Raw genomic sequence first — 19,443 nt, forward strand, 5'->3', positions numbered from 1 at the left:
CCAATTAAAGCGGGCCGGATGGGACGAGAGCGCCTTTCGTTGGCCAAGGTGTGAAGCCGGGAAAACCACCCTGTTCTCTTTACCACCCGGTCCCGCTGACACGGCCCGCTGAGATCAATAGCGCGTGCATCATATGGTTCCAGCGTGATCGCATACACATCCCAGCAACCGGTGGCGGTGGAGCGACGTTCCGATGACCGGCAGCGGCCGCGTTCAGTAACCTCCGATGATCGGCAATATCTCGCCAGTGATATAGCTGGAGCATTGCGGCGAGGCGAGAAACACGTAGGCTGGAGCGATCTCTTCCGGCTGGGCCGGCCGCTTCATCGGCGTCTGGGCGCCGAACCGCGAGACGTCCTCTGCCTCCTTTTCCGATGGGTTGAGCGGCGTCCACACCGGCCCCGGCGCCACGGCATTGACGCGAATACCCTTGCTGACCAGGCTGCCCGACAGGGCCCGTGTGAAGGCGTGAATGCCGCCTTTTGTCATCGAGTAGTCGATCAGATCCTTCGAGCCTTCGATGCCGGTCACCGAACCGGTGTTGATGATTGCCGAGCCGGGCTTCATGTGGGGCACGGCCTCCTGGGCCATATGGAAATAACCATAGAGATTGGTCTTCAGCGTGGTGTCGAAATGCTGCTCGGTGAGGTCTGCAAATTCGGACGAATGCACTTGAAAGGCGGCGTTGTTGACAAGAACGTCCAGTTTGCCGAAGGCCTTCAGCGTCTGCTCCACCGCCTTGCGGCAGAAGGTCCGCCTGGCGACATCGCCGCGTATGGTGATGCAGCTCCTGCCTTCGGCCTCGACTGCTTGCTTTGTCGCCTTCGCGTCGCGGTCCTCGCTAAGGTAGACAACGGCGACGTCCGCCCCTTCACGGGCGAACAACACGGCGACCGAGCGGCCGATGCCGGAGTCGCCGCCGGTGATAAGCGCCACCTTGCCCTCCAACTTGTTCGACCCCTGCCAGAACGGCGCATCATAGAGCGGCGCCGGCTCGATCGCCCATTCCTCGCCGGGCTTCGGATGGTGCTGCTTCGGGAAGGGCGGCACCGGATATTCGCGCGCGCCCGCCTGCATGGCTCGTTGCGATTTGGATTTGCCGTTCGGCTTGGCGCGATCGGTCGCGTCGACCTTGCGCTGCACACTCCGCTGCTTGCTAGCCGCTTGCTCGGATAAGGAATTGCTCCGCGCAGCGGATCTTACTGACGTCGCGGATTGAGCCATTCTGTTGGATTTCGTCGGCATCGTATTTCTCCTTCGCTTTCGGGAGACAACGCATGCGGACAGAAAAGGTTGGAGTTGTTCCGTACCTCCAGCTTCCCGGTCGTCTTCGGCCAAGTGCTGGCTCGCTGTGGAAGTCATGCAGAGGTGGATGCAACCACCCGGTGGCACTTCGTTTATGGCCACTACACGGTGGCAAGATGAAATCCTATTTCATTCATGTTCTGGCAGCGGCCGTCATCGGCCTCGCCTGGCGCACGAAGGAGAGGCTAGGATGGTGAAAGAGCCTTGAGCAGATTCCTGCCGCTCACGATCCACTTCGTCAACGGCGGCACGATGGTGGTTTTCCTCGATCGCCGACGCCAAGAAGGCGCTTGGCCGGAAGCCCGCTTGGTGGAAGACGCGGGCAACGGGATTTGCCGCCCGGCAATCGCCTTTGCTGCTTTCAAGAAGGCGGCCGCTGAGCAGGGTCTGCTGGAGCATTCAGAGCCGAGCGTAGCGCTCATCATTCTCGACCAGCTCTCGAGGATAAGGGTCCACTGAAGTGACCCCCTCATCTTACCTCGGATCGTCGGAGCTTTCTGAACATCAGCTTCACAAGTTATTTCGTCGGGAACATCGGTCGATCATGCCAGTTTTGCTGCTTAAGGAAGGAACACCTTCCTTAATGCTTAGAACAATAGTCGGGCGCCGTTCCTTGGAAAGGCAACCCATTGAAGGAGACATTCATGGCGAAGAAAAGTTCGTCCGGCGCCGCGAACGGCCTCGAAAGCCTGTTCGTGGACGGCCTGAAAGACATCTACTATGCGGAAAAGAAAATCCTGAGGACGCTGCCGAAAATGGCTAAGGCGGCGCAGGCGGAAGAGGTGAGCGCGGCCTTCGAAAAGCATCGCACCGAAACGGAAGGCCAGGTCGATCGGCTCGAACAAGTATTCGAAATGCTGGGCAAACCGGTGCGGGGTAAGACGTGCCCCGCGATCGATGGCATCATCGAAGAGGGGTCGGAAATCCTCGAGGAATACAAGGACGAGCCGGCGCTCGACGCCGGCCTTGTAGCTGCCGTCCAGTCGGTCGAGCATTATGAGATAGCGCGCTACGGCACGCTGATTGCCTGGGCGGAGGAACTGGGGCTGAAAGACGCCCTGCCCTTGCTGCGCGAGACTCTCAAGGAAGAATCCGCCACCGACGAGACACTTACCAAGCTCGGCGAAAGCGGTGCGAACAAGCGGGCCTTGCAGGCGGCCGCGTAAGGCGCGCTGACGTGACATGCGCTGCCGTTCGCATGCCACGCCGAGCCTGGCGATGCGGCCCCGGTCATCTGACCGAGGCCGCATTCTTTTGACGAGGTAATGGCGCGGCGAGACAGCAGTCAATCAGCGTGTCATCTTTCCTTTTTTGCGAAATTCTTCATCCCCCTTTTCAGCAGAGCGGCCGCTTCCTTGGCGTCGCACCAGCCTTCTAACTCGATCTTCTTACCCGTCCCCAGCACCGATGACAGGAAGAACTGCTCGATTTCGTGGCGCAGATCGTCGGGCACGTGGTCCTCCAGAACCGGCTTGTCGTGCGCGTCCTGCTTGTGAGGGCGAAAGATATAGCGGTCATTGTGGAATTGCGAACCTTCCGCATCCTTTTGTTTGACGCGCAGCGCCCCTAGCAGATGGCAATTGATGACGACGCCGGGCGCAGACGCCGCCTGGTGAACGACGAGGCCATCCAACGGGTCGCCATCCTCGCCGAGCGTCGATGGCACGAAACCCCAATCGTAGGGATAGATGTTTCCAACCGCCAGCGGGCGGGTGAATTCAAAGACGCCGGTTTTGGGCTCGTAGGAGAACTTCGCAGCTGCGCCGCGCGGCGTTTCGACGACGACCCTCACGCGGTCGCCATTCATCGTCGGCAGCTTCTCGTAATCCGGCATGATCCAAACTGGCTTTCAATTCTCATTCTAAGGACTGCCGGAGACGAAAAGTTCCCAGTGCTCGTTCGGGACTCGTGTGAACCGCTGAAACTCGCGCGCCGTCGCCGCGTTGATCATTGCAACGGTCCGGATGCCTCCAGCAAATAGGCGGGCGCCCAATCGGAGTTCAAAATGGAAAAGGCGTTCAACCGGCTTGCGGAAATTGTCGCCCTCGGCGCCGGACGTGCGTGGATCTTCGCCTTGTGCTTGGTTTCGGTAGCCTTCTGGGCTGTTACAGGCCCGATTTTCCGGTATTCGGAGACCTGGCAGCTGATCATCAACACCGGTACCACGATCGTCACTTTTCTTATTGTTTTCCTGATTCAAAACACACAGAACTGCGACGGCGCAGCCATCCAGGCAAAGCTCGATGAACTCATCCGATCGGGACGCGCAAAAAACGAGTTCATCGGTATCGAACATCTCACCGACGCGGAGGTTCAAAAATTCAGAGATAGGTGCGCAAAAGCCAAAGCCGCGAGCCAGGGCGCAGCCGCGCCCGCGGAAGGCGGTCCTACTTAGAACCTCGGTTCTTGTTATGGGCGCTTTCCTGATTTTTGCCGCGCAGGATGTTGCGGTCGTCCGGATCGACAAGGTCGGGCACATCGCTTTTGAGATCCGAATCCTTCCGTCGCGCCTCGCGCTCGGCAGCCGATTGATTCAGCTCCGCCTTGGCGTCGAATTCCTTAGGCGCGTTCTTCGTGTTCTCGCGCTCCTCGATGATACGCATTTGCTGCTCATGAGTTCTGCGTCCGGTCATCGCTTTCTCCTGTGCTTTTGTGGCTAACGGCGATTGGGACTCGATCGTTCCGGGTGCGCGCGAGCAGTTTTTTGTCGTTCGGGATTTTGATAAGTTCTCAGGCGCCCGCCAGGTTCTGAACGGCAACAGCTCGCCTACGACGATGGTGGAGTGCGCATAGCCTGCGAGACGACGGTGTAGCGCGTGATCAGGCCAGTTGGCGGGTCGGCGGCAGCAGCACAGCCGAGCTCGCCGCAATGGAATTGATGAAAGAGGATCCGGAGATTCGAACAGTCCGCGTCTCCGCCGTCAAGCAGTACGGGAGCGATTGCAGGCCTCCGGAGGCGGCAGATATCCACTTTCAGGGAGACGATCCTGAGGATGGCCCTCGAGCACCCTCGACCGCCAAATGCCGGACGAGTCGATCCCCTGGCCGATGTCGTAGTTGCGCCGCGAGGCAAAAAAACCGGGGTAATCGACCATGGCTGCGTCATACGCTTGCGCCTGCTCGACAGCCAGCTTCAGCGTGGGCGGATGGTCTGAATCTTCAAGTGCCCGCCAACCACCACGCAGAACGTTCAGATGAGAGGCGCCATAGACGGCCTGGCCTCTGAGGGTCGTCGCCTGGGTGCCGTCTTAAGACCGCGATGGCCCGAGCGACGCTCCCGATCGCCGATAACTCGTGAGCGTGGATCGGTTCACCCGCTGGCGCTCGGAAAGCAGGCCCCGGTCGACATGTCGAAGTTCTGGGCTATTTTTGGACTTGCCGTCGGATCCGCTTGTCCCCTCAACGCTAAACCACGCCGCTGTCGCGGTCCGGCATTTTTGTTCGCCCGGAAAGTCGCCGCCCGAACGCGGCAGTCACGGCTCGTCAATGTCTCGCCTCGACGGGTTCTGCGAATTGACGAGTTCTTCCTCGCTGTCCGGCAGATGCTCGTCGCTGGCCGGATGCGGATTCTGACGGTGTTCGTCGAGCACACGCTTCTTCTTGGTACGACGTTCGACGGCCGACCTCTCGGACGCGTTTGCGCGCTTCTTGCGCATCGTCACTTGCCTCTCTGCACTTACTGGGCAAGGAAGACAAAGCTCATTGCCAGTATGGATCGACACGCCAGTAGTTAAAGGAAGCTTCGCGAGCCGCCCTGCCATCGTCGACGGTTAGTTCGTCGATCGAATACGCCGGCGCGGCCTTGAGCTGCTCGGTGCTATACGGCACGGTATAGCCGCCTCGATTGGGATCGAAATCCAGCAGCGACCAGGGAATCGCATGATATTTCTCGCCGATACCCAGAAAACCGCCGAACGAAATGACGGCAAACATGATGTCGTTGGCGGTCTTTTCGAGCATCACGTCTTCGACAGTTCCAATCTCTTCTCCCGCCGGATTGTAGACTTTGGTGCCGATCACTCGCGAGGCCCGGATGGCGTCGGTATGTCCGCTTGGTGTTGGCATGGCTTGCACTCCTCGTTTGGGTTTGCATAATACCAAACCGTTGGTGGCAGGCGATGTTCCCAAAAATAGCGACTGGTCAGCACATGACGTGTGAGCCGCCTGAATAGGCCAACCGCCGACATATGACATGGTCACGGAGCAGTCGGAACCGAGGGGCCGTTGCCGCTCCATCGCCGGCTTGTCTGCGGCTTCACGAACAGCGTTGTGACTTCCTGGCGCTCGGCGGCTAGCCGCGTTTCCAGGCGTTCGACGCACTCTTCGATATCGTCGGCATTCGCTTCATCGTGAAACTGGGCGCTGAGCGCGGCCACGACCTGGTCGGGCGCCAGATGAACCGTAATCACGCCGTTAGCTCTTTGAATGGCCGGATCTTCCCTTGCCATCGCCAAGATGGCGGCCTCGATGGCCGGCGCTGCTCGCTCTCCAATCAGCAGTCCCTTGCATTCCCGTGCCAAGAATCCTGCGGTCACCGCGAGCAAGACGCCGATGCATATCGAACCAACCCCATCCAGCGACGGCATATCGAAGTATTGAGCCAACACGATGCTCACAAACGCAATGCCAATACCCGTCAACGCAGCGCTGTCTTCCAGCAGCACAGTGAAAACAGTTGGATCCTTGCTTCGGCGGATTGCTTCCAGAAAATTGCCTTCCCCCTTGAACGATCTGAAGTGCTTGAAGGCGATCTGCCAAGAATAACCTTCAAAAACCGCAGAAAGAGCCAGGATAACGAAATTGACGCCAGCGTTCTCGATCGATACCGGGGCGCGGATGTGAATTACGCCTTCGTAGAAGGAAACGCCGGCACCGAGGGCGAAGACAAGCAGCGCGACGACGAAGCTCCAGAAATAGAGCTCGCGCCCGTGCCCAAGCGGATGACTGTCATCCGGTGGCTTTGACGAACGGTTGAGGCCATGCAGAAGCAGCACTTCGTTGCTGGTATCGATTAGCGAGTGCACACCCTCGCTGGTCATTGCGGAACTGTTGGTGAATGCGGCCGCGATGAACTTCGATATCGCAATCAGCAGATTGCCTACGAGAGCCGCGTAAATGGTCTTCCTTGAAGGATGCGCAATCGAAAGCCGATCCGTTTCATGGTTGGTTTCGGTCACGTCCGGAATTTTCCTCAAAGCTGGAGGAGTAGCGCGCATGCGAACGGCCACGGTCGTATCGCGAACAAACTTCCGGGCGTCCATGTTGTTCCGCCTTCACACCGCCCTGATGGCGCCGGACCGCGGCAATCCAAAGTCGACGCCATAGTGGGACAAGATTCGCTACGAGGGCGGCGCGAGATACGAAGCTTCAGATGTCTCCAAAAAGCGGAGCACCAGCGCTTCCCATTTGTGCAGTCGCTGCGGCGGCTTGCGTAGCCGTCGCTCGATCTTATCGAGTTCGTCGCCCAGTCGACCGGCGTACCAGGCATCGATCACAAGCGGGTGGACATAGCACTTACGACAGACGGCGCAGGTGTTGCCGAGCTTGGCGGCAACGGCGTCTATCGCCATGTTCATGGCGATCGCCGTCTCCCGCTTAGTCTTCGGAAGCTCTGTTTGTGAAAGAATTTTCGCTGCGCGAACCGTACCCGCCCAGGTCCGGAAGTGCTTGGAACTGAAATCAGCTTTGCTGGCGCTGCGAATGTAGTCATTGATGTCGTGCGAGTGTATTGCCTTGCGTGACCCATCCGGCTCTACATACTGAACAGGTGCTGCCCCGGAAGGTCCTGAGCACCCTTCACGATCTTGGCAACGCGGCGGTCATGGATCTTGAGCTTCCATTCCTTGCCGGATTTACCGCGAAAAGCGAAATGAAGCGTTGAACCGTCGATGGTCGCATGACGGTCGCGCAAGGTCGTGAGCCCAAAGCTGTTGTTTTCATGCGCGTAGGCCGGGTTACCGACCCGGATAAGCGTCTTATCGAGAAGCCAGACGACAGAGGCTATCACGCGTTCCGCTCCCAGTCCCTTCTTGCGCAAATCAACCTCGATGTGTCGTCTGAGACGAGGCAGCGCATGGGCGAAGGCCGTCAGGCTGGAGTATTTTGCTTCGTCACGAAAAGCCATCCATTGGGAGTGATAGCGATATTGTTTGCGGCCACGATCGTCGCGGCCGGTTGCTTGGAGATGACCCTTGGGGTGTGGCGAGATCCAGACGTCGCTCCAGGCCGGCGGGATCGCGAGCCGGCTAATCCGGTCAAGAACCGCCGGGGTCGACAATCCTGTCACGCTTTGGACCAATGTAGTGAAAATACCGACCATTGCGTCGGCGCCGGATGCCTGGCTCGATATCACTGCAATAGGCTAACGCAGTGGCTTGCGCCACGGCGGTCCCAACTTGCGCATCATAGCTGGCCTGCTCCCGGGCGGATTTCAGTGAATGCATTTTGCCGGCATTCGTCGAGTGAGCTCGGGGACCAGGAAACGGGGCAATATGTTCGATCGGCGACACCGCGGCTAAACGCCAATCGCCACGGCTTGTCAATGCCTAGAGGGGGACGGTTCCCACCTCGAATTTCGAGATCTCGGTCGGTGCCGAGCAACAAAATTTGCCACATGGGCATCATGGAACCGAAGCATGTCAGGCGCATTTGGGGTCTTAGCGGTTTGGTGGACCACCATCCTTCGCATGCGAGACAGACATGGATCTCACGCCCTACGTCGGCAACTCAACCGACTTGATGCAAGGTTTGCCGGTTGCCGTCTATATCACGGACAAGGATGGCTACATCACGTACTTCAATGAGTCGGCTGCCGAACTTTGGGGGCGTCGTCCAGTGATCGGGGCGGACAGATGGTGCGGTTCGTGGAAGCTCCGTCATCTCGACGGAAATGCCATGGCGCATCGGGATTGTCCCATGGCGGTCGCGCTGCTGGAGGGCCGCAACGTCCACGGCGGCAAGGCTGTCATCGAGCGCCCGAATGGCGAGTTGATCCCGTTCAGCGCACATCCGATCCTGCTGCGCGATGCGACGGGCAAGGTCGAGGGCGCGATGAACACTTTGCTCGACCTGCGGACGCAAACACGCGCCGACGAATCTGACATGCGGCTGGCCGCCATCGTCGAGTCTTCGATGGATGCCATCGTGTCGAAGGACATGAACGGTATCATGACCAGTTGGAACGAGGCAGCAGTCAATCTATTCGGCTATACAGCCGCCGAGGCGATTGGCCGACCGGTGACCATGCTTATTCCCGCGGACAGGTTAAGCGAGGAGACGGCGATCATGGCCCGCCTTCGCAAGGGCGAACGCACGCCGACCTACGAGACTGTCCGGCTGCGCAAGGATGGGACCCAGGTTCCAGTCTCGCTTACCGTCTCCCCGATTCGCGATGGCAGTGGAAGAATTGTTGGTGCCTCGAAGATCGCGCGCGACGTCAGCTCCTATAAGGAGAGCGAGCGGCGCATCCGGCTTCTCATGCGGGAAGTCAATCACCGCGTAAAAAATCAGTATGCGGTGATCATTTCAATGGTACGCGAGATCGGAAAGCTGACGAGCACGCCGGAAAGTTTTGTCGACCAGGTTCGGAGTCGCATCACGGCACTTTCGCAATCGCATGATCTCCTGGTCGAAGGCGGCTGGCAAGGTGCAGCTCTGCAAGAGTTGATTGAGGCACAGCTCAAGCCATTTGTCGCTCACTCCCGGCTATCAGTGACCGGTCCCGCAATCTTGCTGGGATCTAACGCTGTGCAGTATCTGGGCATTGCATTTCATGAGCTGGCCACGAACGCTGCCAAGTACGGAGCCTTATCCCGGCAGGCCGGCCTGATAGAGGTTCAATGGGAAGTAGCCAAGATTGCCGAAGGCGCCGACACATTTCGACTGATGTGGCGGGAATCCGGTGGGCCTGCGATCAAGCAATTCGATCGCCAGGGCTTCGGCACGCTCGTCCTCAAACGCGTGGCCCCGCAGGCGATTGACGGATCTGGTCAACTGGAATTCAGCGAGTCCGGCCTTGTCTGGACGCTGACCGCCCCGCTGCGATCGGTGCAAAGCATCTCGGAATGAGCTTCACAAAGTTAGCCGTTGCCGATGCCGCCATTGCGAATTGAAGCATGGATAGCCTTGTCAACGATCAAGAAGGATCCGCCACAAGGTCCTTGGATTGGATCGCAGTGCCGAATTGCAAAAATGGCATTGTTGGCCTGAGCTATTTGTAGAGAGAGTCCGCCACGGTGACGGGGCGGACTCTCTGGTGACGCGGGGTACTGGCTGTTGGGTAAGCCGGACGTCACCTCGTGATCCAACTTGCGGGAATTCGCTTTGTTCCAGCCGAACTTGCAAAACCACTGAATGTGCCGCGATGCGAATTTTGGAGCCATCTCGTTGGCCCAGGACACCTGATCGACGGCATAAACGGCGCGACTCTCGCCATGGCGTACCGCTTACCAGGGGCTTGGCATGTCGCCACTCCACGCGCGAAAGCGCCGCTAAGTCTGCGCCTCAAAACCGAAGCGACGCGGCAAAGCGAAGCGATCCTGCATTGGTGTCGTGGTCACTCCGATCGGGCGCCTGACTGGGCATGCACGGGAGAACCATCACTTGCAGCGACCACGATGGTCTTGATGTTGACGAACTGCTTGATCCCGTAATGCGACAGCTCGCGGCCAAAGCCGCTCTCCTTAACGCCACCGAAGGGGAGCTTGGGGTCCGATTGGACAGTAGCGTTGACGAACACGGAGCCGGCGTCGATTTCGCCGATGGCCAGACGCTCGCCGCGCGACTGCGCGGCCTGCAGGGCCGCTGCCGGTGAGAGTGACGGCGCGTATCCGCGGATCCTCGACTGTACTGTCCACGGCACTCGAGCCGACCATCAGAGTGCGGAAGAGATGTTCCGGGAAGCCCGCTTCGCGGAATACCTCCTCGATCGCCAGCGCGCAGCCCGGATCGTTCGACGAATGCTTCAGGATCGACGCATTCCCGGCCATGAGCGCCGGCGCGGCGAAACGGAATACCTGCCAGAACGGAAAGTTCCAGGGCATGACCGCGAGAATGACGCCCAACGGCTGGAAGACAACGGAGCGCTTCGGAGGTCGCGCTTCGATCATCTCAGGCGCATGGATCTTGCTGAATTGTCGGCAAAGTAATCGCAGGTCGTCGCGCATTTCTGCGCCTCTGCCACCCCCTGCCTGACAGGCTTGCCCGTCTCTTCTGCCATCAGCCGTGCGTAATCCTGCGAGCGGTCGCGAAGCAGGCCGGCCGCTGCCCGCATAAACCGCGCCCGTTCGCCGAAATCGCGGTGCCGCCACTCGCGCCAGGCCTCGTGGACGTTGGCAATGATGTCAGCAATCGCGGCCGCCGAAGTTTCTTCATAGCTCGCGAGAGTTTCGCCGGTTGCCGGGTTGATCGAAGTGAATGCCATCAGCCGGACTCCTACATACAGTTAGGCGGCGATTAGCGAAGAGCCATCGCCATTGCGTGCCGCTTCGGCTGAAATTCAGTGCAGCCGGTTCTGGGTCGCCTTGTTCCTCAGCCCGTCATGGCTGTGTCGCCGCGGCAGCGAAGGTTTCGGTTGCGTCGCAAGCTCCGCAGGGACGATTTGGCCGGGCCAACCCTTGGCGATCGTCGTGCCGCCATCGACATACCAGAGAGCGCCGGTCACGTTGCTCGCTTCGTCCGAGGCAAGGAAAGCATAGACGTTGGCGATCTCCTCGGGTGTGCCACGACGTCCGAGCACCGTGCCGGCAACCGTCATCTTTTCCATCTGCTCGTCGATGGGGCCGCTTTTCTTGTGCGTCCAGGCCGTATCGACGGGCCCGGGACAGACGCAGTTTGCGCGCACGCCATATTTGGCTTGCTCGAAGGCGATGCCGCGAGCGTTGTTGCCTTCACCCATTTCGCCGGCTTCGGAACCGGCATTGAGCACGGCACCGCGTGTCTCCTGCAGGTGCGGCAGCGCGAACTTCGTCATCAGGAATACGGAGCGCATGTTGTCGAGCATGGTCCGGTCGAAATTTTCCACCGAATAGTCCTGGCACTCGGCCACTTCGAGAAAGACGCCGGCATTGTTCACGAGAACGTTGAGCTTGCCGAAGCGGTCGATCGCCTTCTCGACACACGCGCCGGCCGATTGCTCCTCGGCGAGATCGGCGAAGCACACCTCCGCCTGCCCGCCGTTGTCGCGAATGACCCGAGCCACATCTTCTACAGGATCGTCGGGCAAGCTGCGAGCACCAGCCTGGCACCTTCCCGCGCGAATTTGTGCGCGATCGCCTCGCCGATACCTGCGCCCGCTCCCTCACGATCGCAACTTTGCCGTCCAGTCGTCCTGCCATCGAAGAATCCCTATCTTTTGAGCCTCGCTCAAGGCCGCCTGTTCTTCACAACAGAGATCGGTGGGTCGCCCTCGGTGGGCCGGGGCGTTTCAGCCGCTATGCGACCTTCAGAACAACCTTGCCGCGGACGTGCCCCTCTTCCAAGGCGCGTTCAGCGTCCGCCGCCTGGCGCAGCGGGAAAACCTTGCCAACCTCGACGCGGACAGTGCCCTCGTCGATCAGCCGCCCGATCTCGGCAAGCTGAGCACCGTCCGGCTTGGCCATGTAGTGGGTCCCACGAGCTTTGCGCTCGGCGGCTTTTTCCTTCGAGGGTTGCTGAAGCGTCGAGACAATGGTCCCGCCCTCCTTGAGAACCGACCAGGAGCGCTCCTGGGTCTCGCCGGCGACGAGATCATAGACGAGATCGACATCGCGCACGGCATCCTCGAACCGCTGGTTCTTGTAATCGATGGCCTCGTCGGCGCCGAGGCTCTGCACGAAGTCGATGTCGCGCCCCGAGCATGTTGCGAATACCGTCGCGCCTCTTGCCTTTGCGAACTGAACCGCAAAATGGCCGACACCGCCGGCGGCGCCGTGAATCAGTGTCCGCTGGCCTGCGCTCACACCGCCATGGTCGAAAATGCCCTGCCATGCGGTCAGTGCCGCCAACGGAACGGCCGCCGCATGCAGATGATCGAGCCGTTCCGGCTTGGCCGCGCAATCCTGAGCCTTGGCGGCCACGAACTCAGCGTAACCACCCCGGTCCGGTGTCAACATCGCATAGACCGCATCGCCCGGCTTGAAAGCCTCGACATTCGGCCCGCATCGTTCGACCACGCCGGAGAAATCACGCCCGAGTGTCAGAGGCAGGCGATCCTTCTCAACATAGCCGCCGTTGCGGATCTTGTAGTCTACCGGGTTGATGCTCGCAGCATGTATGCGAACCAGAATCTCTTCGGGCTGAGGCTCGGGCGTCGGCGCCGTCTCGAGCGTCAACACCTGCGGGCCGCCAAATGCATGGATACGAACACTCTGCATTCCGGTACTCCTGTCCCTTCTGTGCTCCCGCCGCCGAATTTGCCCGCCTAACTGCCGACAGGAGAATTGGTTCCGGGCGCCCGGCCGCAGAGCCGCCAAAGCTGTTGGCGTCAAAGGGGACCCGATCCCGTCATTATCACCGCTCCTCCCGGGCATCAGGCCTTCAAAGGACGACCGGTTGGAGCGGCTTTCTGGCGGGGCCATGAATGAGCGATCCGTCCGCCGCGAAGATCGAGCCATGGCACGGGCAATCCCATGTTCGATCAGCATTGTTCCAGCTCACTGTGCAGCCCTTATGTGTACAGACTGCTTCGACAGCATGCAGCGCGCCGGATTTTTCGCGCCAGGCAGCTATCTTTCGTTCGCCGTTTACAACGACACCGCCTTCTCCGGGCGCGATTTGATCGAAGCTTTCGACAATCGACTGGCTATCCCCATTGACGTGAAACTTTTTGTCGTAGGGCCGCGCCGGATCGTAAAGCTTATCCCAGGGACATGACCGGCCTAAAATGTGCTCGGCGATCAGCATTCCGGCGGCAGTCCCGTTGCTGATACCCCAGGCGTTGAAGCCGGTTGCGATATAAAAGCCTGGTGACTTGCCGGGGTCGGGCTCTCCGGCATACGGCACCCGATCCGGCGTGTCATAATCTTCATTGCACCAGCGCCAGGCGACATCGCCTACAGGAAGGTTGACGCGCGCCCAAGCTTCGAGCTCGACGAACCGTCGAGCCACGTCGCCATCCTGACCGGTGTTGAATTTCGGCCCGAGCACCAAAAGCAGCGGCCCCTTATCGTCGCGCCCTGTCCGGATGGATCGCGTCGGGTCGTCGATGCCGAGGAAGAAACCCTCGAAGGCTGCAGGATCCTCGATGCGAAAAGCCATGGCTGTATGGCTTCGCGGCTGTGTCCGGTTCGCCATCCCGACCGGGCTCTCGATCGTCATGTTCGTGGCGACGACGACGTGATCGGCGCGCACGGTTCCATCGTTCGCCGCAACGCGCCAAGCGTTTTCTTCGTCGATCGACGTCACGCGGCTCGCTTCGAAAATGCGACCGCCCAACTTCTCGACCGCCAGGGCAAGACCGACTGCGTACCGCGCGGGATTAAACTGGGCCTGGTCGGGAAAGCGTAACGCACCGGCCGTATCGAAAGGAAGCGGGGCGCGGTCGATCGCTTCAGCATCGAGGCCCATTTGCCGAGCTGCTTGCGCTTCGGCCGCGATATCTCCGCGCCGGGCAGTATCGGTGGTATAGGCGTAGGCCGGCATGGTCTCGAGATCGCATTCGATCCCATGCGCACTTGTCCAGTCGAGAATCTGGTCGACGCCGGCACGATTGGCATCGGCATAGTTCTGTGCCGCCGGCCGTCCCAGATTGCGGATAAGGTCGTGATAGATCAGGCCGTGCTGGGTCGTGATCTTGGCGGTCGAGCGGCCGGTCACCTGACGGCCGACACGCAACGCCTCCAGGAGGATAACGGAGCGTCCGGCTTCGCAGAGCCGCAATGCGGCGGTCAGCCCAACGATACCAGCCCCTATTATGACGGTCTCGGCTTCGATGGAGCCGGTGATCGGCGAGTAGTCGGTCTGTCTGGCCGTTGCTGTCCAGCAGCTCGCATTCTGGCCGCCGAGCGATGCGGTTTTGGTTACGTCTGTCATTCAATTTGCCATGACGCCTTGCCGCGCGCGACTTGCCCTCAACCGCCGTCGGCTTGGCCTGCATGCTCCTATTCGGATCAGCCGCATGTCGAGATGGCAGCCTGGCGTCCATTCAGCTTTTCGCGGCGTTCTGGTCAGCTTTCAATTTAGCTGCCTTCTGCTCCAGGGTTTATTCATCGTTGCCATGCCGCGCTACCAACTCACGGGTTTGCTCGATGCTGAGGCCGTATTGGCCGGCTAGCGCCTGCGCCCGAAAATTCGTGGAAACGGCAACCGATACGCGACCCGCGTCAGTTTCGCTCTCACCTGCCAGCACTGGCATTCTCCTTTGCAGCATAAACAACAGTTTCACAAAGCCGCTGTTCCATTCCACGAAAGCAGCGGTGAGCGGCCGAGCGCGAAACCGGCATGCTCACAGGAGGTTCCACCTCTTGCGCCGCGCAAATCCTAGGAACAAGCCGCAGTCACGCGGGTTCGGTTCGTGTCCCAAACACATAGGAGAATTCTGATGAGACAGGATATATCGGCTGGAGCGAAATTCCCGGATTATGTTCTTCCCGACCACACCAAGACACCTCGGCGCTTATCAGACCTGCAAGGCGACCAGCTTATGGTCATTGTGCTGACGCGCGGCTCGTTCTGCCCGAAGGATCGTCAGCATATGCTCGAACTCGTGCGCTTCCATCCGCAGTTCGTCGTCGGCTACACCCAACTTGTCACTATCACAACGGACGACTGGCATACCACGAACAACTACCGCCAGCAGACCGTGGCCTCATGGCCTTTCCTCTATGACGAGGAGCGGATCGTGCAGAAGGATCTGGACATCAAGGAATATACTGATACGTCGCACGACGTGATGATCCCGCACACAATCGTGCTAGGCCGCGATCTGAAAGTATTCAAAATCTATAATGGCTATTACTATTGGGGACGACCATCTGCGTCGTTTGCACGCCGAGCTGCGCGAGTTGGCGCGCCAGACCTATCACGATTGGGACATTACCGACCCCGAACTACGGCAGAAATGGAAAAGCGGCGACAAATCAGACTTCTATCCCTACGGAGACAATTCAATCTCAATGGACGAGCTGATGCTACAAATGGCGGGAGCGGTCGATCAATTCGCGGGCAGGCCTGACAAAGGGTGAAATCGTCCGCCCACGATTTCAGGCAATGCGTGTCTTACCCCAGCGTAGCCACGGCAGCGCGCGAGCACTCTGGGCCAGCAGCTTGCAATGCCAGCCGGCCCGCCAAGAAGGCGAGTGTCCCAGCTCAGATCGGGAGCGGTTCACCGCCGGTGCGCAGGCCGCGTGTCGCCTTTTCTCTCCGGATCATGGCTATGATGCCGGTCGCGCTCGCCGCCACCACCCGACACACCGCTATGGCTGCGCTGATCGGAATCCGCCGGCGGTTTTCTGATCTTCAGCGGAGCTTTGGCGTTCTCGTGAGCTGCGCCCGGGCCGCCTTGCCGTACGCTCGCGGGCGTCTTGCGGGATGTCGACATGTTCAACGGTCCTGCTGACTGCGCTGTGGAGTGACGTTCACCCTGGTATTGCCCTGGTGCCCGCGTTTCTCTGGATCTTGAACTGGAGATCCGCCCTTGCTCTTCTGATGAAGCGGCGCCTGTTTCGAGTCGCCGGGACCCTTCGGGCTTTGGTTCCCGGGAGGTGTAGGTGGTGCCTTGCCGGTCATTGGAACCTCCTTCCTGACTCGAAGCGTGAACGGCGAGGCCGAGGCGATGGTTCCGGAGGCATCCGCGCAAAACGGCTGGCGAAGTGTTACGTTGCCGTCCGTAGCGGTCCTGAGCTGGATATGAACGCCTTGCGACTGTAGTCCCAAGGCCGAAAGCATTGGTCCCAATCCCGAAACATAAGCCGGTGAAGCTCATTTGGTTAGGAACCGGCGAGCGTCAGTCCCTTTGTCGCCGGTTCACAAACACCCGCCGCTGTCTGCGAGACGGCGGGTGTTTGTTTGCGGGAGTCGCACATGCAGTTCGGCGAAATCATTGCGAACCTATTCGCAGCCCTCCTCCTGACATGCTTGCTCGCAATCGTGTTCTCGCTGGCCGGCAGACCGCTCTGGCCAGAACAAGAGGCGAAGATGACCGTTCTCTTGCCGTGGGACGTTATGACCACAGCATCCGTCCGGGCGCCAACTCACCCGCACTTGCCTGACACCTTCGACACTCGACTTTTGCAGCCGAGACCCGAGCGGGATCAATAGTTGGTTGACTTCAGCTCTGTCTGACGAGCATTTCAGCGCGAAGTTTTTCGTCGTTGACTTCCGGCCTTAAAGCCGGAAAGCTCTTGATCCGAGCAGAGCAGCCTCGGGCGTGCCGGATCGGAAATATCGATCTTGTCCCAGGGAATGCGGTAGAGACCTTCGCGACGCCGCAGCCCGAAGAAGTCGAGCAATGCAGTGCCGATGGTCGACGCCGACAGGCGTTCGAAAGCGGCGAAGATACCGACGTGGAATTCTGTCACGACGAGGTCTTCGCCATCCCACTCTGCGATGATCTCCTCGATATAGCCGATGCTCCTGTCGCGTTCGGACAACAGGCGCCTGCCGGCCAGATGATCGAGATTGACGGTCGCCATCGTCAGGCCCCCGGAATCCGGCCGATGACGTGTTCGCGCAGCCAGTCCTGCCAGGCAAAGATTTTGGTCTGGCGCACGTCGATATCGAATTCGATGTCGACCCCGATGTCGCGCACCTTGTTCCACGCGATCCGATGCGGCCGTGTCTGGCGCTTGCCGCTCAGCCTTGCCACGAGCCGCGCGGCCCATCGCCCGGGCACAGCACCAAGCCGTCGCCCCAGCGCGATGGAGCCAAGTTCGACGGCAATGACCCTGGGCGGCTTTGCTTGCCTCAGCTCGGCGACCAGCCCATCCACCTTGCCGATCTTGACCTGCTCGCGATCGACGACCTGCTTGTCCAGTATGTCGCGCAGCAGCTGCATCATGTGCCTCCGAATATCTGCAGCGGAATGGTCACCAGCGCCAGCACGAAGCCTAGCGCGATGATGAAGATCACGGCCGCGTTCGAAATGACGCCATTGCAGTGCTCGCCGACATAATGGTCGTCATTCAGCAGGAAAAGGAACGGCACCACGGTCAGCGGCAGGCTGGCCGCGGTCAGTGCCATTGAGAAAATCGTGAGCTTCAGCGGATCGAGACCGAGCGCTATCGGAACGGCGGCGAGGAAGACGCTGAGCGTGTAGACGAGGCTGAAGCCGGGATCGTCGCGGGGCTTGAGGTCTTCGCCCCACGTCCAGCCGAATCCCTGAGCGACAAGATAGGCTTGCTGCAACGCCACCTCGAGCGCGGCACCGAAGCAGGCGATGGCCAGCGAAACAACGAAAAGTACGAAACCCCAGAAGCCGAATATTGGGATCAGCATCAGAGGAAGCTGGTTGTAGTCGTCCACCTGGGTCACGCCATGAGCGCCAAGCACAAGAGCCGCCACGATCAGCACGCCTACAGAGATCCCTCCGCCGAAACTCATGCCCAGGCCGGCAATGGCCCGGTTGGCGCCGATATAGGTCTTGTCCCATTGGTCCTCGATTCCTCCCGAAGAATAGAACATGAAGAGGTAAGGCGATATCGAGGCGCCGAGAATGCTGACGGCCATGAACCAGTATTTTGCCGTGTCGTGCTGCGGCAAATTAGGCACGGCACCGGTGGCCACCTCCTTCCAGTCGGGGTGAAGCATCACGGCTGCCGCGACGAAGCACAGTGTGACCAGGCCAAGCATCGACATACCTTTTTCGATGAGGCCGAACGTGCCTTTCCACAACAGCAGCCACACGAAAAACGCCACCGGCAACGCGCACCACTGGAAGCCAACACCGGTGGCAAGCTCGGCCGCGATGGCAACGCCGCCTATTTCCGCGGAAAGCACCAGGAAGTTGACAAACAAGGCTGCAAGCAGAGGCCAGATGAACGCGTTGAAGCCGAACCTTTCGCGGATGCCATCGGCGATAGTGTGATGACTGACGGCAGCGAAGCGGCCGGCCATCTCGACCAGGAAGATGATGCAGATGGTGCCGAGCACGACCGCCCAGACGAGTTGGAAGCCGAACAGCGCGCCGGCCTGTGCCGCAGTCGCTATCGAACCGACCTCCAGAAAGCCGCCGACGCTGGTGACGACACCAAGCGAGATCTCCAGCAGCTTCTTCATCGGTCCGGCGAGAAATATTGTCGATAGGCGGTGGCGAGATCGCTTTGCGCGGCGCGAAGCTCCCGTTGCGCCTGGCCGGCCTGCGCGTGCTGCTCGGCATCAACCGCGGTCTGGGCCCGCTTTGCCGCGCTCGACAACCGGCCGAGGGCCGTGCTTACCGCCTCGCGCCTCGCTGGATCCGACGGAGAGGCCAACTGCACCTGCCGGCCGGCGTCGGCGAGTGTCTCGGTGAAGGATTGCAAGGCAGAAGAGGCGTAGCGGGGTGGCGCGGCGCCCGAAAGCCAGGCATCGGTCACCATGACGGCCGCCTGCGCCGTCGAGCTTGCAAGCTTGATTTGCTGTTCGGCGGTTTCAGATGAAGAACAGGAGGTTAGCGCCAGTAAGAGCAGCGGTAAAAAGGCGCGGGTTAGCCGAATAGCCGAGCCGGCCATCTTCCTCTCATTGCAATTGCTTGAAATCATGAAGATAAAGGCCGCAACCACAGGAAAGTTCCTCCCGTGTTCAGGATTTGCGGAGCCGAGGCTTGCCTGGTTCCATGCCGCCCTAACTTCGCTTGTTCTTGCCCTGTATCAGGACGGCCATGAATCGCGACACCTAGCCACGATGTTGCCCGAGCGCGCCAGAAGCTGGGTAATCGCGCTCACTGACCAGAAAAGCGTGACCGGCACAGCGGCAGAGCGCGCGTTCGGTCCATGGCTGGCGGCGCAGCTACGGGGCGGATCCCGATTGAGCGATTGGATGTGAACTACGCGTTCGCCATTCTGCTTCGACTCGTTCGGGATGTATGCGCAAGCCTGCTGCAATGATCGTGAATACAAAGATGCTTGGAGGCGATTTGACCAATTCGCGTGAGGTCGCAATCGATGCGGCAGCAGGGCCTGTTTCCGACATCGTTTGGCTAATCTTCGGTCGGCGATCGATCATCTGCGCGCCAGACTCCAGCCGAGG

24 protein-coding genes are annotated in these 19,443 nt (G+C 59.9%); 6 read left to right on the forward strand and 18 right to left on the reverse strand.

Features of this window, described 5'->3' with window-relative positions; translation table 11 throughout:
- Positions 1–213: 213 nt before the first annotated feature.
- Entirely contained in the window at positions 214–1,224 is a 1,011-nt protein-coding gene (locus tag YU3_RS0123825; RefSeq protein ID WP_198021710.1) for an SDR family oxidoreductase, read from the reverse strand.
- Positions 1,225–1,509: 285 nt separating this feature from the next.
- Between YU3_RS0123825 and YU3_RS0123830 the strand changes: the two genes are divergently transcribed.
- Together YU3_RS0123830 and YU3_RS0123835 are read left to right on the forward strand one after the other, a co-directional pair.
- Positions 1,510–1,764, forward strand: coding sequence for a hypothetical protein (locus YU3_RS0123830; protein WP_027168585.1), 255 nt, complete (start codon positions 1,510–1,512; stop codon positions 1,762–1,764).
- Between the two features lie 185 nt (positions 1,765–1,949).
- Positions 1,950–2,471 (forward strand): ferritin-like domain-containing protein, encoded by a 522-nt coding sequence (locus tag YU3_RS0123835; RefSeq protein WP_027168586.1) that lies wholly within the window; start codon positions 1,950–1,952, stop codon positions 2,469–2,471.
- A 131-nt stretch (positions 2,472–2,602) separates the two neighbouring features.
- Here YU3_RS0123835 and YU3_RS0123840 read toward each other — a convergent pair whose 3' ends face one another.
- Positions 2,603–3,139, reverse strand: a complete 537-nt coding sequence (locus YU3_RS0123840) for an inorganic diphosphatase (RefSeq protein WP_027168587.1) — start codon at positions 3,137–3,139, stop codon at positions 2,603–2,605.
- 171 nt (positions 3,140–3,310) lie between these two features.
- On the opposite strand from YU3_RS0123840, the gene YU3_RS37350 reads away from it, so the two are divergent.
- Positions 3,311–3,700 (forward strand): low affinity iron permease family protein, encoded by a 390-nt coding sequence (locus YU3_RS37350; RefSeq protein ID WP_051334064.1) that lies wholly within the window; start codon positions 3,311–3,313, stop codon positions 3,698–3,700.
- On the opposite strand, the gene YU3_RS0123850 is transcribed toward YU3_RS37350, so the two are convergent.
- From YU3_RS0123850 to YU3_RS42275, 6 genes are all read right to left on the reverse strand, one after another.
- Positions 3,693–3,938, reverse strand: coding sequence for a hypothetical protein (locus tag YU3_RS0123850; RefSeq protein WP_027168588.1), 246 nt, complete (start codon positions 3,936–3,938; stop codon positions 3,693–3,695). The genes YU3_RS37350 and YU3_RS0123850 overlap by 8 nt on opposite strands.
- Positions 3,939–4,778: 840 nt before the next feature.
- Positions 4,779–4,961, reverse strand: coding sequence for a hypothetical protein (locus tag YU3_RS0123855; protein WP_027168589.1), 183 nt, complete (start codon positions 4,959–4,961; stop codon positions 4,779–4,781).
- Positions 4,962–5,004: 43 nt separating this feature from the next.
- Positions 5,005–5,370, reverse strand: a complete 366-nt coding sequence (locus tag YU3_RS0123860; protein ID WP_027168590.1) for a PRC-barrel domain-containing protein — start codon at positions 5,368–5,370, stop codon at positions 5,005–5,007.
- 131 nt (positions 5,371–5,501) lie between these two features.
- Complete coding sequence (locus YU3_RS0123865; RefSeq protein WP_245273635.1) at positions 5,502–6,566, reverse strand: cation diffusion facilitator family transporter; 1,065 nt, start codon at positions 6,564–6,566, stop codon at positions 5,502–5,504.
- A 78-nt stretch (positions 6,567–6,644) separates the two neighbouring features.
- Positions 6,645–7,034: a hypothetical protein gene (locus tag YU3_RS42270; protein ID WP_348631191.1), complete on the reverse strand. Its 390-nt coding sequence runs from the start codon at positions 7,032–7,034 to the stop codon at positions 6,645–6,647.
- A 23-nt stretch (positions 7,035–7,057) separates the two neighbouring features.
- Entirely contained in the window at positions 7,058–7,624 is a 567-nt protein-coding gene (locus YU3_RS42275) for a hypothetical protein (RefSeq protein ID WP_348631186.1), read from the reverse strand.
- A 380-nt stretch (positions 7,625–8,004) separates the two neighbouring features.
- On the opposite strand from YU3_RS42275, the gene YU3_RS0123885 reads away from it, so the two are divergent.
- Positions 8,005–9,372: a PAS domain S-box protein gene (locus YU3_RS0123885; RefSeq protein WP_245273636.1), complete on the forward strand. Its 1,368-nt coding sequence runs from the start codon at positions 8,005–8,007 to the stop codon at positions 9,370–9,372.
- A gap of 614 nt (positions 9,373–9,986) precedes the next feature.
- Here YU3_RS0123885 and YU3_RS41820 read toward each other — a convergent pair.
- The 5 genes from YU3_RS41820 to YU3_RS0123910 all read right to left on the reverse strand — a co-directional run bounded on the left by YU3_RS41820 (position 9,987) and on the right by YU3_RS0123910 (position 14,313).
- The gene (locus tag YU3_RS41820; RefSeq protein WP_245273638.1) at positions 9,987–10,469 is read right to left on the reverse strand and encodes an aldehyde dehydrogenase family protein; all 483 of its coding nucleotides are present in this window, start codon (positions 10,467–10,469) and stop codon (positions 9,987–9,989) included.
- Positions 10,409–10,726 (reverse strand): aldehyde dehydrogenase family protein, encoded by a 318-nt coding sequence (locus YU3_RS41825; RefSeq protein WP_027168596.1) that lies wholly within the window; start codon positions 10,724–10,726, stop codon positions 10,409–10,411. The genes YU3_RS41820 and YU3_RS41825 overlap by 61 nt, the downstream gene beginning before the upstream one ends.
- Positions 10,727–10,801: 75 nt before the next feature.
- Positions 10,802–11,503: an SDR family oxidoreductase gene (locus YU3_RS37360; protein WP_198021707.1), complete on the reverse strand. Its 702-nt coding sequence runs from the start codon at positions 11,501–11,503 to the stop codon at positions 10,802–10,804.
- A 232-nt stretch (positions 11,504–11,735) separates the two neighbouring features.
- Positions 11,736–12,860: an NADP-dependent oxidoreductase gene (locus YU3_RS0123905; protein WP_245273639.1), complete on the reverse strand. Its 1,125-nt coding sequence runs from the start codon at positions 12,858–12,860 to the stop codon at positions 11,736–11,738.
- Complete coding sequence (locus YU3_RS0123910) at positions 12,820–14,313, reverse strand: FAD-dependent oxidoreductase (RefSeq protein ID WP_027168598.1); 1,494 nt, start codon at positions 14,311–14,313, stop codon at positions 12,820–12,822. Before YU3_RS0123910 ends, YU3_RS0123905 begins: the two co-directional genes overlap by 41 nt.
- Before the next feature lie 508 nt (positions 14,314–14,821).
- On the opposite strand from YU3_RS0123910, the gene YU3_RS37370 reads away from it, so the two are divergent.
- Positions 14,822–15,454, forward strand: a complete 633-nt coding sequence (locus YU3_RS37370) for a redoxin domain-containing protein (RefSeq protein WP_348631187.1) — start codon at positions 14,822–14,824, stop codon at positions 15,452–15,454.
- A 150-nt stretch (positions 15,455–15,604) separates the two neighbouring features.
- On the opposite strand, the gene YU3_RS39650 is transcribed toward YU3_RS37370, so the two are convergent.
- The 5 genes from YU3_RS39650 to YU3_RS0123950 form a co-directional block, all read right to left on the reverse strand.
- On the reverse strand, positions 15,605–15,820 hold the full coding sequence (locus YU3_RS39650) for a hypothetical protein (RefSeq protein WP_084508264.1): 216 nt from the start codon (positions 15,818–15,820) through the stop codon (positions 15,605–15,607).
- Between the two features lie 751 nt (positions 15,821–16,571).
- On the reverse strand, positions 16,572–16,913 hold the full coding sequence (locus tag YU3_RS0123935) for a hypothetical protein (protein ID WP_027168601.1): 342 nt from the start codon (positions 16,911–16,913) through the stop codon (positions 16,572–16,574).
- Between the two features lie 2 nt (positions 16,914–16,915).
- Positions 16,916–17,278, reverse strand: a complete 363-nt coding sequence (locus tag YU3_RS0123940) for a hypothetical protein (RefSeq protein ID WP_245273640.1) — start codon at positions 17,276–17,278, stop codon at positions 16,916–16,918.
- Positions 17,275–18,495 (reverse strand): Nramp family divalent metal transporter, encoded by a 1,221-nt coding sequence (locus YU3_RS0123945; RefSeq protein ID WP_027168603.1) that lies wholly within the window; start codon positions 18,493–18,495, stop codon positions 17,275–17,277. Before YU3_RS0123945 ends, YU3_RS0123940 begins: the two co-directional genes overlap by 4 nt.
- Complete coding sequence (locus YU3_RS0123950; RefSeq protein ID WP_051334065.1) at positions 18,492–18,794, reverse strand: hypothetical protein; 303 nt, start codon at positions 18,792–18,794, stop codon at positions 18,492–18,494. Before YU3_RS0123950 ends, YU3_RS0123945 begins: the two co-directional genes overlap by 4 nt.
- On the opposite strand from YU3_RS0123950, the gene YU3_RS38795 reads away from it, so the two are divergent.
- The gene (locus YU3_RS38795) at positions 18,793–19,239 is read left to right on the forward strand and encodes a hypothetical protein (RefSeq protein WP_051334066.1); all 447 of its coding nucleotides are present in this window, start codon (positions 18,793–18,795) and stop codon (positions 19,237–19,239) included. The genes YU3_RS0123950 and YU3_RS38795 overlap by 2 nt on opposite strands.
- Positions 19,240–19,443: the final 204 nt, after the last annotated feature.

It is taken from the genome of Mesorhizobium sp. WSM3224, assembly GCF_000427725.1.
Classification (GTDB): Bacteria; Pseudomonadota; Alphaproteobacteria; order Rhizobiales; family Rhizobiaceae; genus Mesorhizobium.

What these genes read in the sequence shown, in the direction of transcription:
- YU3_RS0123825 (WP_198021710.1), bottom strand. Translation starts at nt 1,224, where the DNA reads ATGGCTCAATCCGCGACGTCAGTAAGATCCGCTGCGCGGAGCAATTCC.
- YU3_RS0123835 (WP_027168586.1), top strand. Translation starts at nt 1,950, where the DNA reads ATGGCGAAGAAAAGTTCGTCCGGCGCCGCGAACGGCCTCGAAAGCCTG.
- YU3_RS0123840 (WP_027168587.1), bottom strand. Translation starts at nt 3,139, where the DNA reads ATGCCGGATTACGAGAAGCTGCCGACGATGAATGGCGACCGCGTGAGG.
- YU3_RS37350 (WP_051334064.1), top strand. Translation starts at nt 3,311, where the DNA reads ATGGAAAAGGCGTTCAACCGGCTTGCGGAAATTGTCGCCCTCGGCGCC.
- YU3_RS0123850 (WP_027168588.1), bottom strand. Translation starts at nt 3,938, where the DNA reads ATGACCGGACGCAGAACTCATGAGCAGCAAATGCGTATCATCGAGGAG.
- YU3_RS0123855 (WP_027168589.1), bottom strand. Translation starts at nt 4,961, where the DNA reads ATGCGCAAGAAGCGCGCAAACGCGTCCGAGAGGTCGGCCGTCGAACGT.
- YU3_RS0123860 (WP_027168590.1), bottom strand. Translation starts at nt 5,370, where the DNA reads ATGCCAACACCAAGCGGACATACCGACGCCATCCGGGCCTCGCGAGTG.
- YU3_RS0123865 (WP_245273635.1), bottom strand. Translation starts at nt 6,566, where the DNA reads ATGGACGCCCGGAAGTTTGTTCGCGATACGACCGTGGCCGTTCGCATG.
- YU3_RS42275 (WP_348631186.1), bottom strand. Translation starts at nt 7,624, where the DNA reads ATGGTCGGTATTTTCACTACATTGGTCCAAAGCGTGACAGGATTGTCG.
- YU3_RS0123885 (WP_245273636.1), top strand. Translation starts at nt 8,005, where the DNA reads ATGGATCTCACGCCCTACGTCGGCAACTCAACCGACTTGATGCAAGGT.
- YU3_RS41820 (WP_245273638.1), bottom strand. Translation starts at nt 10,469, where the DNA reads ATGCGCGACGACCTGCGATTACTTTGCCGACAATTCAGCAAGATCCAT.
- YU3_RS41825 (WP_027168596.1), bottom strand. Translation starts at nt 10,726, where the DNA reads ATGGCATTCACTTCGATCAACCCGGCAACCGGCGAAACTCTCGCGAGC.
- YU3_RS0123905 (WP_245273639.1), bottom strand. Translation starts at nt 12,860, where the DNA reads ATGGCCCCGCCAGAAAGCCGCTCCAACCGGTCGTCCTTTGAAGGCCTG.
- YU3_RS0123910 (WP_027168598.1), bottom strand. Translation starts at nt 14,313, where the DNA reads ATGACAGACGTAACCAAAACCGCATCGCTCGGCGGCCAGAATGCGAGC.
- YU3_RS37370 (WP_348631187.1), top strand. Translation starts at nt 14,822, where the DNA reads ATGAGACAGGATATATCGGCTGGAGCGAAATTCCCGGATTATGTTCTT.
- YU3_RS39650 (WP_084508264.1), bottom strand. Translation starts at nt 15,820, where the DNA reads ATGTCGACATCCCGCAAGACGCCCGCGAGCGTACGGCAAGGCGGCCCG.
- YU3_RS0123935 (WP_027168601.1), bottom strand. Translation starts at nt 16,913, where the DNA reads ATGGCGACCGTCAATCTCGATCATCTGGCCGGCAGGCGCCTGTTGTCC.
- YU3_RS0123940 (WP_245273640.1), bottom strand. Translation starts at nt 17,278, where the DNA reads ATGATGCAGCTGCTGCGCGACATACTGGACAAGCAGGTCGTCGATCGC.
- YU3_RS0123945 (WP_027168603.1), bottom strand. Translation starts at nt 18,495, where the DNA reads ATGAAGAAGCTGCTGGAGATCTCGCTTGGTGTCGTCACCAGCGTCGGC.
- YU3_RS38795 (WP_051334066.1), top strand. Translation starts at nt 18,793, where the DNA reads ATGACGGCCGCCTGCGCCGTCGAGCTTGCAAGCTTGATTTGCTGTTCG.
- YU3_RS0123950 (WP_051334065.1), bottom strand. Translation starts at nt 18,794, where the DNA reads ATGGTGACCGATGCCTGGCTTTCGGGCGCCGCGCCACCCCGCTACGCC.